13 protein-coding genes are annotated in these 13,733 nt (G+C 45.3%); 6 read left to right on the top strand and 7 right to left on the bottom strand.

What is annotated here, in order from left to right; genetic code table 11:
- The first annotated feature begins 207 nt into the window (after positions 1 to 207).
- From KHS38_RS06340 to KHS38_RS06330, 3 genes are all read left to right on the top strand, one after another.
- Positions 208 to 1,656, top strand: a complete 1,449-nt coding sequence (locus tag KHS38_RS06340; RefSeq protein ID WP_213487657.1) for an APC family permease — start codon at positions 208 to 210, stop codon at positions 1,654 to 1,656.
- Positions 1,628 to 3,040 (top strand): D-alanyl-D-alanine carboxypeptidase/D-alanyl-D-alanine endopeptidase, encoded by a 1,413-nt coding sequence (gene dacB / locus KHS38_RS06335; RefSeq protein WP_213487656.1) that lies wholly within the window; start codon positions 1,628 to 1,630, stop codon positions 3,038 to 3,040. Before KHS38_RS06340 ends, dacB begins: the two co-directional genes overlap by 29 nt.
- Positions 3,041 to 3,262: 222 nt before the next feature.
- Entirely contained in the window at positions 3,263 to 3,697 is a 435-nt protein-coding gene (locus tag KHS38_RS06330; RefSeq protein ID WP_213487655.1) for a hypothetical protein, read from the top strand.
- A 175-nt stretch (positions 3,698 to 3,872) separates the two neighbouring features.
- On the opposite strand, the gene KHS38_RS06325 is transcribed toward KHS38_RS06330, so the two are convergent.
- Genes KHS38_RS06325 through guaA form a run of 3 tightly spaced genes read right to left on the bottom strand, consistent with a single transcriptional unit; the run spans position 3,873 to position 7,799 of the window.
- A complete protein-coding gene (locus tag KHS38_RS06325) occupies positions 3,873 to 5,051 on the bottom strand; it encodes an RsmB/NOP family class I SAM-dependent RNA methyltransferase (RefSeq protein WP_213487654.1) in 1,179 nt (392 codons plus the stop codon).
- Positions 5,048 to 6,313: a type 1 periplasmic-binding domain-containing protein gene (locus KHS38_RS06320; RefSeq protein ID WP_213487653.1), complete on the bottom strand. Its 1,266-nt coding sequence runs from the start codon at positions 6,311 to 6,313 to the stop codon at positions 5,048 to 5,050. Before KHS38_RS06320 ends, KHS38_RS06325 begins: the two co-directional genes overlap by 4 nt.
- Positions 6,270 to 7,799, bottom strand: a complete 1,530-nt coding sequence (gene guaA / locus KHS38_RS06315) for a glutamine-hydrolyzing GMP synthase (RefSeq protein WP_213487652.1) — start codon at positions 7,797 to 7,799, stop codon at positions 6,270 to 6,272. Before guaA ends, KHS38_RS06320 begins: the two co-directional genes overlap by 44 nt.
- A 119-nt stretch (positions 7,800 to 7,918) precedes the next feature.
- Here guaA and KHS38_RS06310 point away from each other — a divergent pair, with 119 nt between their 5' ends.
- Positions 7,919 to 8,512: a hypothetical protein gene (locus tag KHS38_RS06310; RefSeq protein ID WP_213487651.1), complete on the top strand. Its 594-nt coding sequence runs from the start codon at positions 7,919 to 7,921 to the stop codon at positions 8,510 to 8,512.
- Here the strand turns inward: KHS38_RS06310 and KHS38_RS06305 are convergent.
- Complete coding sequence (locus KHS38_RS06305; RefSeq protein WP_213487650.1) at positions 8,509 to 9,462, bottom strand: MBL fold metallo-hydrolase; 954 nt, start codon at positions 9,460 to 9,462, stop codon at positions 8,509 to 8,511. The genes KHS38_RS06310 and KHS38_RS06305 overlap by 4 nt on opposite strands.
- Before the next feature lie 82 nt (positions 9,463 to 9,544).
- On the opposite strand from KHS38_RS06305, the gene KHS38_RS06300 reads away from it, so the two are divergent.
- The gene (locus KHS38_RS06300; RefSeq protein WP_213487649.1) at positions 9,545 to 9,853 is read left to right on the top strand and encodes a hypothetical protein; all 309 of its coding nucleotides are present in this window, start codon (positions 9,545 to 9,547) and stop codon (positions 9,851 to 9,853) included.
- Between the two features lie 13 nt (positions 9,854 to 9,866).
- Here KHS38_RS06300 and KHS38_RS06295 read toward each other — a convergent pair whose 3' ends face one another.
- The 3 genes from KHS38_RS06295 to KHS38_RS06285 form a co-directional block, all read right to left on the bottom strand.
- A complete protein-coding gene (locus KHS38_RS06295; RefSeq protein ID WP_213487648.1) occupies positions 9,867 to 10,724 on the bottom strand; it encodes an STM3941 family protein in 858 nt (285 codons plus the stop codon).
- Positions 10,725 to 10,766: 42 nt separating this feature from the next.
- Positions 10,767 to 11,867, bottom strand: a complete 1,101-nt coding sequence (locus KHS38_RS06290; RefSeq protein WP_213487647.1) for an AI-2E family transporter — start codon at positions 11,865 to 11,867, stop codon at positions 10,767 to 10,769.
- 98 nt (positions 11,868 to 11,965) lie between these two features.
- Complete coding sequence (locus KHS38_RS06285) at positions 11,966 to 12,841, bottom strand: nucleoside phosphorylase (RefSeq protein WP_213487646.1); 876 nt, start codon at positions 12,839 to 12,841, stop codon at positions 11,966 to 11,968.
- Positions 12,842 to 13,053: 212 nt separating this feature from the next.
- Here KHS38_RS06285 and KHS38_RS06280 point away from each other — a divergent pair, with 212 nt between their 5' ends.
- Complete coding sequence (locus tag KHS38_RS06280) at positions 13,054 to 13,716, top strand: Vat family streptogramin A O-acetyltransferase (RefSeq protein ID WP_213487645.1); 663 nt, start codon at positions 13,054 to 13,056, stop codon at positions 13,714 to 13,716.
- The last annotated feature ends 17 nt before the right edge of the window (positions 13,717 to 13,733 follow it).

Raw genomic sequence — 13,733 nt, 5'->3', positions numbered from 1 at the left:
AAAGAAAACTGGTTTGTATGCGCATAATGATGATAAATTGTCTGTAAAGATTATGTTATCATTAATAAACCATGGTACGTTGCCTCATTTTGCAGAGCCAACGGGTGTAGATCGACCTCTATGTACTATCACTTGCAATTTTTTTGTTGCCTGCACCGCAATGCAAACAATTTTAAATAGATTAGGGCAGTTAACCGCACCTGATTAATGCAAGAACCTACAGAACAAACGCACCTTAAACACGAACTGGGCCTGCTGGATGGCACCATGCTGGTAGCCGGCTCCATGATTGGCTCCGGTATTTTTATTGTAAGCGCCGACATTATCCGCAATGTGGGCTCGTCGGGCTGGCTTATTGCCGTATGGCTCATTACTGGTTTCATGACGCTTACTGCTGCCGTGAGCTATGGCGAATTAAGCGCCATGTTCCCGAAAGCCGGCGGGCAGTATGTGTACTTGAAAGAGGCCTATAACAAACTGATTGCATTTTTATACGGCTGGAGCTTTTTCGCCGTGATACAAACCGGCACTATCGCTGCTGTAGGCGTAGCGTTCTCCAAGTTCGCAGCCTATTTGATACCGGCCGTAAGCGAAGAGAATATTTTGCTTCATTTGCCGGTGGGTAGCTATAATTTTACTTTAAGTGCTGCTCAATTGGTATCTATCGTGCTGATTATACTGCTTACCTACATCAATACCCAAGGCGTAAAAGGGGGTAAGATAATACAAACCACATTCACGTTAACCAAGTTGCTGAGCTTGTTCGGGCTAATCCTTTTTGGCGTTATCGCTTTTAAAGGCGATGTATGGCACGCCAACTGGAGCAATGCCTGGAGCCTGCACGGGTTGGGTAAGGATGGCAGTATTACTACTTACACCACAGCGGCCGCAATGGGTGCCATCGCTGCCTCCATGGTTGGTTCTATTTTTAGCAGTGACGCCTGGAATAACGTAACTTTTATAGCCGGCGAGATGAAAAATCCGCAGCGAAATATTGGTCTCAGTTTGTTTCTGGGTACGCTTATCGTAACGCTTATTTACGTATCGGCCAACATCATGTACACGGCTGTGCTGCCTTTGCAGGATATTGCCTCGGCCGAGAAAGACCGGGTGGCGGTAGCGGCATCACACGTTATCTTCGGCAATGTAGGTACTATTATTATTGCGTTGATGATCATGGTATCAACCTTTGGTTGCAATAACGGATTGATTTTGGCAGGTGCCAGGGTATACTATACCATGGCGCAGGATGGCTTGTTCTTTAAAAAAACTGGTACGCTCAACAAAAATGCCGTGCCTGAATTTGGCTTGTGGATACAGTGCCTGGTAGCCTGCCTGCTTTGCCTGAGCGGCAAATATGGTGACCTGCTGGATATGATATCCTTTGTGGTGGTGATTTTTTATATGCTCACTATCATCGGTATTTATATTCTCCGCATCAAACGGCCTGATGCACCGCGTCCTTACAAAGCTTTTGGTTATCCGATATTACCCGCTATTTATATTTTGATGGGCTTAGCCTTTTGCGGGCTTTTAATTGCTTATAAAACCGATTACACCAAGTATGGCCTTATTATTGTATTAATTGGCATCCCGATTTATTATATATCGCAACGCAACGTTAAGAATGAGGATAAGGTACTTTCAGATAATTAGTTTTTTACTCGTTACTACATATGCGCAGGCGCAAAGCCTGCAGCAAAATTTACAAACTGCTTTTAACAGGTTACAGCAGGATAGCCAATGCAAATACGCATCCATATCATTAACCGTGCTGGATGCGCAAACCGGCGAGACGGTGTTTACCGCCAACCCGGATATGGGTTTGGCACCGGCATCAACCCTAAAAACGGTTACCTCTATTACGGCATTTAACCTGCTGGGTAAAAATTACCAGTACCAAACACAGTTGGGTTACAGCGGCAGCATTGATGCTAATGGGGTTTTAAATGGCGACGTCATCATCAAAGGTGGGGGCGACCCTACGCTGGCAAGCTGGCGCTGGGCTTCAACCAAAGAGAACGTTATCCTGTCGCGCATGGTGGCCGCTTTAAAGCAGGCCGGCATCAAGCAGGTCAACGGGCGTATAGTGGGCGACGATTCCCTCTTCGACACCCAATCAGTACCCGACGGCTGGATTTGGCAGGATATGGGTACTTATTATGGTGCCGGTACCTCGGCCCTGTGCTGGCGCGAAAACAGTTTCGATGTAAAATACCAGATCGGGCCGGTGGGCTCGCTGGTGAGTGTGATCAGAACCGTACCTGATATGCCTTATTTCTCTTTCAAAAGCGAAGTGAAGAGCGGCCCGGCCGGCTCTGGCGACCAATCTTATCCCTATTTGCCGGTGGGCAACAAAATGATGTACATCCGCGGGCATTATGCGGTTGATAAAACCAAAAAGACGATTGGCGTGGCTCTGCCCGACCCTGCTTATGATGCCGCCTGGCGTTTGAGCGATACGCTGAAACGAATTGGTATCAATGTTACAAAGGAACCGGAATCAAGCATTACGCTAACATCCAGGTCAGAACCTTTGCCTGTACAAGCATCAAGCCTCACTACTATACAATCGCCGGTGCTGAGCCAGATTGTTCACTGGCTGAACCGTGAAAGCATTAACCTGTATGCCGAGCAGTTGCTTAAAACCCTCGCATTGCAATCGCACAACACGGTATCTACCCAAAGCGGGGTTGAAACCCTGCAAAACTTTTGGAAAGTGCGCGGTATCGACGTGAACAGTCTGCGTATATACGATGGTAGCGGCCTGTCGCCCGGTAACCGGGTTACTACAAGTGCCGTGGCCCGCATCCTGCAATCGGCCGTTGGGCAGGATTGGTACCCCGCTTTTTACGAAAGCCTGCCGCTATATAACAATATGAAAATGAAGAGCGGAACCATTGGCGGCGTCGTTGCTTATGCAGGCTATCAAACGCATGATGGCCGCAGACTATGTTTCTCGGTGATGATCAATAACTACAACGGCTCAACCACCATAATGCGCCAAAAGCTGTTCAAGGTATTGGATGAGTTGAAGTAGAAGGCTATATTTGGCTATGAAGCTGCTAAGCTACCAACCGCACCGAAAAATCTATTACCCGGCAGGATTTATCAGCCTGTTAATGCTGCCGGCGCTTTGTATCTGGTGGCTGTATCAGTATAAGACTTTTGAGCCGCTTCGGGCAATGGATATTGCATTTCTTGACTCCGCAACTAATAGTACATTCCCGCCTGTACACAGAGTACCTGTCAAGAAAAATATTTGGTTTTAGAACTTAAAGGAAATGATGCAGAAGATAGCATTAGTTTAAGTTATGCGCAACTGATGTTAAAGCGTTGGAAAGCAGCCAAAGATGATACGCAGGCTATTGACATTCATTTTGGCAAAAAAGCTAAGTACTGGACTTTAATAGAAGCTGTAAATAAAGTTAAAGCCATTGGCTTAAATATTTATGTTCCATATCAAGATCATTTTTATGCCTTTTGGAACTTTCATCCTATAAAAGCTAGTATTCCAATTATGCCATGCGCAGGTACAATTTATCTTGATGCTCCTGTAAACCATAATTGGTTTGAAAAGGCTATCTTGTTGATTAAAAAAGCATTACCAGATTATTGGCCTGCGGCAATATTGTTCGTTGTGATGTCTGTGTCAGCAGTTATACGAATCCGTCGTGAAAATTTGCTGCATGCTTAATAAGCCTAATAACTGTGCTTGATAAGTTGAAGTAGAAAGCTATACCCTTCTCAGTCATGCCGAACTTGTTTCGGCATCCCACAGGACAGGCTGTACAGCGGTTTGGTAATCAGACAAGCGAGTGGGATGCTGAAACAAGTTCAGCATGACTATTTTGGATATAAATGATCGAATCTTACTCTTCCGCTTTACCCGGTGCAAGCAGCCGTGCTACAAACATGGTATCGGCCTTGCGTTCGTAACCTTTAAGCACCTGTATGTCTTCTAATTGCAGGCCTAATTCTTTTACCAAAAAATCTATGTTCTCTTCATTTTCGGCTTTGAAGGCGGAGCAGGTAATGTAAATAAGGGGTTTGCCTGGCTTTAGATATTTGACCACATTGCGGGCAATGTTTTGCTGCAGTCGCTGAAAAAAGGCTATGCGGTGCGGGTTAAACTGGGTAACCAGTTCGGGTGTGCGGCCCCAGGTGCCCGATCCTGTACAGGGTGCATCCAGAATAATGCCATCAAAGGCATAATCGTGCATAATAAAGTCCGGGTTTTGAGTCAGATCAAGTATTTTTTTCTGGTAGCGGTTGATGCCGGCCTGGCGGAAACGCTCATCCAGGTTGGCCAGGATAGTTTCACGCACGTCGGACACTACCAGTTTTAGATCAGGCTCTTGCTCATGCAGCAGCAGCGATTTGCCGCCGGATGCGGCACAGGCATCCCACCAGCTTTCCCAGCGTTGGGGCTTAAAATAGCGGGCGGTTTGTTGGGAGGAGTAATCCTGAACCTCAAACCAGTGCTGGTTTTTAAATATGTTTTCGAGCCGGGTGCCATTAGGTAGGGTAAGGCAATTGCTACCCTCATCCTTAAAAGGTATTTCGGCATTTTTAAGTTCCGCTTTTACCTGCTGCTCAAACCCTTTACGTACCCGTATAAACAAGTCGGGCTGAATGAAGAAGGATTTCAAAAAAGCATCTTTGTCAATATCAGCCGAAAGGCTGTCCAGCCAGGGGTAAATGTCGGCCAAATTAAAGGCCGGGTAGGCACTTTTAATAATATCTATCTTATCCTCCAGCGTAAAGCCTATACAGTTGGCCCATTCGGGCTTAAAGTGCTGCAAAAAAGAGTTAACCTGGTTGTTGCACAAAAACTCGGCAACCATCAAACGGTCATCGGCTGACAAATTGGCCAGTGCGCTGCCCAAACGAAAATAGTTATAGATCAGCCTGCTGGCTACGCGCCGGTCGGTTGAGCCCATTTGCTTGTTCTGCCTGAAAAAGCCCGGCAAAAACTTGCCCAGGGGCGTATCTGCCGGGTATTCGCTCAGTATCCGTTGAAAAGTTTTGAGTTGGTTCAGCGCCTTCATTCTACCTTCTTTAACTCAAAGTTAACGTATTTCAGTATGTTGACGTGTGTATTTATCCAACCCAATCCCGGTTTTTTCTCAAAAACAAAATCATTGTGCAGTGCCTGGAAGTTGTGCTTATCCAACCGGTTCAGTTCCAGCGCATCCTGGGCCAGCAGTTCGCCAAAGTACAGGCCATCGTCAAAACCCTTGTACGAGTACGTAGACGGCTCGCTGTTAAAATGCTTGCGGTAGCTTCTTATGAATGTTACCGTTGCCGGTGAGCGATAATTTACCCTGTCGGCAGCAGTAATGTGGGTTTTAAGACGTTGCAACAGATCAGCTTTTAAAAAAGAGAAACGCTCCCACGTTGGGTGGCCAAACACTGTCACCGGATAATTTTTGCGCAGCGTATCTAATGAGCGCAGGGTCACCATTAAAAATGACTGATTTACCGATGGTACAACAAAAATGTTTTCTTCCGTTTTTGAGAGTTGCGATAACAAGGGTGTTAACTTGCCACGAACCACCGTCAGGGTAACTACCTTCACTTTTTTGCGGCTCAGGCTATCTATCGCCTTCTGGAACGGAACGGTATATTTATTATCTTCACTAAAGCCTGATTTAAGCACGAAAACCTTTTTAGGGCGCAGCTGCTTGTTGATGTAACGTGCGGCATTACCTGCATGGTAATCAAGCGGCGGGTTAATCGTAATCAGGTTCGGATTGGCAAACTCAGTGGGTGATGCCGGCGATAAGGGCGACAAAACAGGTTTGTTGATAGCCGATGGCCTGGCCAAAAACGACTTGATCCCTTCCGGAAATACCGGGCCTACAATGAGGTTGCTGTTGCGCACCGTGGGGTTGTTGGCCAAACTATGCGTATAACCGGGCTCATCTTTAGTGTCAAAAACCTGTATGCGGTAATTATAACCCATGCCGGTCAATGAATCAAGCGCCAGTTTAAAACCCTGGTAGTAATCCACAGCAATATTGGCCTTTTTTAAATTAGCCTTGCTGTAACCCTTTACAGAGTTCAGTGCATCCAGATTTAACGGCAGCAATAATGCTATTGATGAAGTTTTGGCTGATACGCCTGCCGGTTTGCCTGCGGGCGGTGTTACCGGCTTATTTGCAGATGTTGCAGGGTTGGCAGGCTGCGTCTTGGGTTTGCTTACAGGTTGTACCTTTGGTGAGCAGGCGCTTATTATGCTAAGCGCCAGCACCCAAAGTAACCTTTTATTCCCACTCAATGGTAGCCGGTGGTTTTGAACTAATGTCATATACAACCCGGTTTATTCCCTTTACGTTGTTGATAATTTCGTTTGATATTTTGGCCAGCAGCGTATAAGGCAGGTGGCACCAATCGGCCGTCATACCATCTAATGATTCTACTGCGCGCAGGCACACTACGTTTTCGTAGGTACGTTCGTCGCCCATTACACCTACCGATTGTACCGGTAAATAAATGGCGCCTGCCTGCCAAACTTTATCGTAAACACCGGCCGAGCGTAAATTGTTGATGTAAATTGCATCAGCCTGTTGCAGTATGGCTACTTTCTCTGGCGTTACTTCGCCTAAAATACGGATAGCCAAACCCGGACCAGGGAAGGGGTGGCGGCCTAAAATGGCATCGTCAATCCCTAATGATTTACCTACGCGGCGAACTTCGTCTTTAAATAATGTATTTAAAGGTTCTACCACTTTCAGCTTCATGAAGTCGGGCAAACCGCCAACGTTATGGTGTGATTTGATGGTAGCCGATGGGCCTTTTACCGATACCGACTCGATTACATCCGGGTAAATGGTACCCTGGCCTAACCATTTTACGTCCTGTACCTCATGTGCGGCATCATCAAAAACTTCGATAAACACGCGGCCAATGGCTTTACGTTTTTTCTCAGGGTCGGTTAAACCAGCCAAGGCATCGTAAAAACGCTGCTTGGCATCAATACCACGCACGTTTAAGCCCATGTGTTTGTACGAATCCAGTACCGATTCAAATTCATCTTTGCGCAGCAAGCCGTTATCCACAAAAATACAATACAGATTTTTGCCGATAGCCTGGTGCAGCAGCACTGCAGCTACCGATGAATCCACACCGCCCGATAAACCTAATACTACCTTGTCGTCGCCTAATTTCTCTTGTAAGGCGGCTACGGTAGTTTCGATGAATGATTCGGATGTCCAATCCTGCTTGCAACCGCAAATATCAACCAAAAAGTTTTGCAGCAGTTGCTTGCCGTCGGTACTGTGCGTTACCTCGGGATGGAATTGTATACCGTAAGTTTGGGTATCTTTAATATGATAAGCAGCCACACGTACACTGTCGGTGCTGGCAATTACTTCAAAATCATCAGCCACTTGTTTGATGGTATCACCGTGCGACATCCATACTTGTGATGATGCAGGTACATCTTTAAACAGCGGACTGGCTTCGTTAATGTATTGCAGGTTGGCACGGCCATACTCGCGTGTGCTAGATGCCTGCACATCGCCGCCATTGTGTTGCGCCAGGTACTGTGCACCGTAGCAAACACCCAGAATTGGCATTTTGCCATGGTAAGGCGCAAAATCAAACTGTGGAGCATCTTCCTGGCGAACCGAATAAGGGCTGCCGGATAGGATGATACCTTTTACCGAATTATCAATTTCAGGGAAATGATTGAAAGGGTGAATCTCGCAATAGATATTGAGTTCTCTGACGCGGCGGGCAATGAGTTGAGTAAACTGTGAGCCAAAGTCAAGAATGAGGATTTTTTCTTGCATGGGCAAAGATAGGATTTTATAAGATAACTGCCATAAGGCTTTTTCAGATTAAGCGTTATAAACTAAACCATTACCGCTTTGTTGGCTCAAAGCTGTACATTTAACCCATACATTGTTTTATGCGCACTGCTTATTATTATCTGTTTCTGCTACTGTTGCTTGTCGGTACATCGGGCACGTTGCATGCCCAACCGGCCGATAGCGTTTATAATAAATACCTGGATTATAACCTGGCCCGACTGGAAGAACGCATGCCCGACGCTTTCAAGCTGGGCGAAGAAATTATGCCTGCGGCCGATAAACTGCCTGCCAAAAGCCAGGTAAGCTTTTACAATAGTTTAGGCAAGTTGTATGAAGATGCGAATCAGCTGGATAAGGCGCAGCCTCTCTATGAAAAGGTAGCCGCCGCCGCGCCCGATTATTATGTGGTACACCGCGCACTGGGTTATTTATACTTGCGCCGGACTAATATTGTGGATGATAACCTGCAAGCCAAGCCTGCAGATAAACAAAGTATGGCTGCTTACAAAGCCGCAGTTGAAAAGGCCCTGCCGCACCTGGAAAAGGCCGAGGCCTGTGACCCGAGCGCTGAAACGCTGGCGCTGATCAAGACGCTTTATAAAAACACCAATAACAGCAAAGGCTTATCCTCACTCAATGCCCGCTTAAAGCAGCTCGGTAAAAACTGCGTTACGCTGTTGGACGAGAATTAAAATGCCAGTGCCTTACCCTGCTCCGGGAAAATGAAGTGCAGCCTGAGCTGATTGCCTGCTCGCAATTGCTGTTTGATGCGCTCAATCTGGTTTTGGGGTGGCTTTACGTGAGTAATAACTATGTTCAGGTTTTGCAGTGTTTTTAAGCCGGTTAGCTGGCTTAGTGCAGTCAGCTCTTTCATTAACCAGTTGGGGGTAAAGTGGCCAAACAGCGTTTTGTCGGGCTGCTCATTAGCAAACGATACCTCTATCATTAAGGCCTTTAGTTTACCTGTTTTTACTAAGGGAGCAATGGCTTGCCATAAATTTTGCAGGTTGTGGCTTTTCTCAACCTCATCAGGCCCGGTATCGCCTAAATAAAGCAGGTAGTTGCCCTTGCTGTTTACCAGAAAAGCGGTGCTTTGCAGGTTGGAGTGGCTTAGCGGGAATGACTGTACTTTTAGCTCTGTGCCCTCAACATGCACTTCATTCCCCGGCGTAAGCACCTGGTAGTGGTATTTGTTCAGTTGCGGCTTTTCGCCCTCATTTGCAAAGTTGGCCCAGCTTTTCCAGGTAAAGTAGTTGTTTTTAAATACCTCAATACAATCTGCATTCGCATAAATATTTTTGGTGCTATCGTCGGGCGAGTTGGTGATCAGGCCGCTCAGGTGATCCAGATGCGAGTGGGAAATAAAGTAAGCCTTGATGTATTTTCTCAATACCTGTTCGGCAGGTAAAGTGAAAACTTTATTGGCAACGGCCTTTTGAATGCCGTAGTGCAAAGTGCCGGCATCCAAACAAATGTAGTTGCTGCTGCCATAAGGCGCCACCATATAGGCCGATAAATTACTTTCATCGATCCCACCTTTAACGCCTAATGGCACCACCCGGAATGATTTGTTTTGTGCTTTAACCGTTAAAGACAGTAACAGGATAGTATATAATAAGGCAAGCCTTTTGTAAAGAAACATATGCATGTCAGAAAATCTTCTGCCGCAAAGGTAAAGTATAGCGGCTGTTTGCCATACGTCGCCTAAAAGTTATTTTCGCACCATGAAAAAGTTGAACAGTGCCATCATCGCTAAATTACTGGTCCGCATATTCTTTCTTTTCCTGGTGGCAGCCATGTTTGGCATCGTGAAGTACCAGGATAAACTAAAGGTGCTAGGCTCTATCCGGCTGGATCAATGGCGGCTTATATTTCCGGCACTGCTTATTATCGGCTTTATTGTGTTGCTGGTTTTAGCTTCTATCAAAAAATATAAAGTAGGCGATATTAACCTGTTGCTGATTGTTAATACGATTATGCTGCTGATATACGGGTTAGCTATATTTATAAGAGTAGCTGCACTGGTTGGATAAATATCAATAAAATTTAATGTTTTTGGGCGGCTTCAAACCGGCCACGGTATATGCGTAGCATATGTTCCAATTTAAGCCGGTTGATGGTAAACGTGCCGAGCAGGAATTTGGCTGTGCTGCCAGGGTGTTCGTAAGTTAAATATATTCTAGTGCGTTTGCCTGATTTCTCCCATATGGTTTTCTCATCTTTTATGTCTTGCCAAGGGTAAAATCCTTTTTGCAGCGTTGTTAGGCCACGATTGTTGATAATGATTTGAGGCGTGCGGTTAGTAGCATTTTTAACTGCAATATAGGTAAGCCCAAAAGCAAGAGCGAGCATCAGTACTCCAGCCACATACATATAAAAGTCTGTTCTGCCAGCCATGAAACATCCTATGGCTAATGCCAAAAACGGCAGGTAAAAGATTAATAGCACCAGGTTTTTCCACTTTGAATAATATACTACAGTTTCGGCAGGTACAGACAGGTCATCAATAAAAATGTCAGGTCGGTTAAACTTTTCCTGCAAATGCAGCCACTTTTCTTTATCCTCTTTAGATATAATGTTGAACAGGCCCAATAGATTGTTATCCTGAAGATCCTTCTCTTTAAAAAAGCCGGCAAAAATAGCGCGCTGTCTTAGCTCATGTACATTTCTTACATTTTCAAAAGCCCACAGCTTCCATTTATTGATGGCATATTGCCGGTACAGAGCTATGCCGATAAATCCGGCAAACCAGATAAATGGAATATACACTGGCCAGGTATATAGGCCGATTACGATGGCGCCCGCAATGCATATGATAAACAGGATAACCGTAGGTACAGTTATCTTTATATTACCTTTTTTGATCGCTTCCTTAACAGAAACGGTTTCAAAGTATAGTGTCATATGGTGAGCGCTATGGTTTATATAGCCAGCAGTGCAATCAACTTACTCGGTTTTCATTTCCTTCTGGGCCTCGTCTTTATACTCATAATCGCCACCCAACAGGTACCCCCAGGGTTTCAGGCTGTCAATATGATCAAAAACAATTTTCATGATGGCGATTGTGGGGATAGATAAAAACATACCCGATAAGCCCCAAAGCATTTCGCCCAGTACAATGCCTATAAAGGTAATCAGCGCATTAAGCCGCACTTTAGAACCAACCACCATTGGCAGTAACAGGTTGGCATCCAGTATGTGAATCACAATAACACAAATAGCTACGATAACGGCTTTGGCTATAGCGCCGGTTGCAAAGGTGATAAGGCTGCTTAGTACCAGGGCCGAAAAAATGCCGATGTAAGGAATGATGTTAAATAAACCTGTTATTACGCCCAATAATACGGCATACTTAACCCCGACAATAAGGAATACTACACAGGCTACCGCCGATACAATAAGCATTTCGAGCAGCAAGCCTACAATGTACTGTCTTAATATGCGCTGTATGTTTTCAACAATGGCATATACCACGCTGGTTTCGCCTTCTTCTTCGCCAAAAACTTTGAGCACAAAGCGGAACAGTAACCGCCTGTAAAGCAATATCAGAAAGGTGAAGATGAGTATAAAGGTGTAAAACAAAAACAGGGATGATACTGCGCCAAAGGTAGTACCCAATACGGCCCCGCCCGATGCCAAAATTTTGTTGGTGGTATCATCAATGTAAACCCGTTGCTTTTCGGTATTTACATGAAAGGTATGCTGTACCCACAATTGGGTATCGTGCGATGACTTGGTGATTTGCTCTTTGAGCAAAGGCCAGTCGCGCGACAGATCGGTTATTTGTGAACCCACCAGATAAAAGATGCCGCCTATAAAGCCAACCATTAGTAGTATGGATACAAAGCCGGCCATACTACGAGGTAGTTTAAACCGTTTTTCCAGAAAGTTGCTTAGCGGCAGCAGCAAAATGGCAAATAAAAACCCAAACATCAGCGGATCGAGAATCTCTTTGCCTATGATGATAAGGTAGCCTAAGGTGATTAAGCCTATCAGAACTAAAGCCAATTTGGCGTAAAACGGAACCTGGGTAGTTTTTATCATCATAAGCTTGCCGGAAAAAAGTATGTGTGTTAGTGTTTGCTATCAGGGGCTTAACATTGTTAAGCTGGTATATGTTTCGTTTAAACCTGCAGGTGGTAAGTTTAAATGCTGGATACAATGCGTTCCAATATCTGCTTAATATAATTGTCCATCACCTGGAGCGGCCGCTTGCTGAATTGATGGGTAATGCGATTGGCCAGTATGATATTAAAGGACAGTGCCTGATGCCCTAAGCTTTGCGCCAGTCCATATATGCCGGCCGTTTCCATTTCCAGGTTGGTAATGCGCTCGCCTGCAAATTTAAAATCCTGTACAATTTGCATCAGCTCCGGAATCGTATTTTTAGCCCTTACCTGTCGGCCCTGCGGCGCATAAAAGCCGGGAGCGGTGATGGTAATGCCCTGTGGTAAACCTCCGCCTAATGCGGTTAATAGCTTTTCGCCGGCAGGAGTAAAATAAGGGTTGATGCTGTTATTGCTGGTCAATGCAGCTTTGAAGGCATCCAGCAAAGCAGTTTCATGAGCGGTAAGCAATTGCTCGTAATAGTGCATCAGCGGGTCGAGGCCGAATGCCGCACTGGAGGCCAATAAGCTATCTACCTCGATATCGGTTTGCACAGCACCCGAGGTGCCAATGCGGATGATGTTCAAAGATTTCAGTTCGGGTTTGATCTGCCGGGTTTGCAGGTTAATGTTTACCAGCGCATCCAACTCATTCAATACAATATCAATATTATCTGTACCAATGCCGGTCGAAATAACGGTTAGCCGTTTGTTGCCAATGCGACCGGTATGCGTTACAAATTCGCGTTTGCCTTTCTTTACCTCAATGTGGTCAAAATACTTGCTTACCTCGGCCACCCGGTCTTGGTCGCCTACGGTAATAACCGTGTTCGCCACTTCATCAGGGAACAGGTTGATATGGTAGGCACTGCCATCAGCATTCAAAATCAGGTCGGTTTCGGATATGTAGCTCATCTGGCAAATGTATTAAACTTGAGTTTTTGAACTCGCCGTAATTTCTTTAATTTTGCAGTGCTTTAATCATAAAGCACTTACTCCAATGGTAATATAACCCGACCTGTCGGCCCTTTGTTCGCTTTATTATCTTCTGTTTGGTAAGATTACAGGACAAGCCTTAGGGGCTTCTGTTTATCCTCTCATTTATTAACATTTAGTTTATTATTGTTATGACGAATATTATCGGTCCTGACCCGGACATGCTATATCCATTGGCACATCACCATAAACTGGTTTTCCTGAAAAATGTAATTACCCGGCCTAACATTCAGGTAGGCGATTATACCTATTATGATGATTTTGATGATCCTGCAAATTTTGAACGCAATGTGTTATACCATTTTGATTTTATTGGCGACAAGCTGATTATCGGTAAGTTTTGTGCTATTGCATCGGGCGTAAAGTTTATCATGAACGGTGCCAATCATGAAATCAAACCCATATCTACTTTCCCATTTGCCATATTTGGCAATGGCTGGGAAAAGATTAACGAGGGCGCTGATGTAAATGCCAAGTACCCCAACAAGGGCGATACCGTTATAGGCAACGATGTATGGATAGGGCACGATGCGACCATTATGCCCGGCGTAAAAATTGGCAACGGCGCTGTGATTGCTGCCAAAAGTGTGGTAACTAAAGATGTGCCCGATTATGCCATTGTGGGCGGCAACCCGGCACAGCTTATCCGAAAGCGCTTTTCTGATTCGGATATTGAACAATTGCTTGCCATTGCCTGGTGGGATTGGTCTGCCGGGCAGATCACCGAGCATTTGAAGCTTATCAATTCGGCCGACATAGCCGCACTGAAGCAGATTACAGATAACTTAAAGTAAACAAAGCAGCTTTGCCG

Source organism: Mucilaginibacter sp. Bleaf8 (assembly GCF_018390515.1).
Taxonomy (GTDB): Bacteria; Bacteroidota; Bacteroidia; order Sphingobacteriales; family Sphingobacteriaceae; genus Mucilaginibacter.
This window is presented reverse-complemented; position numbering and strand designations above follow the sequence as displayed.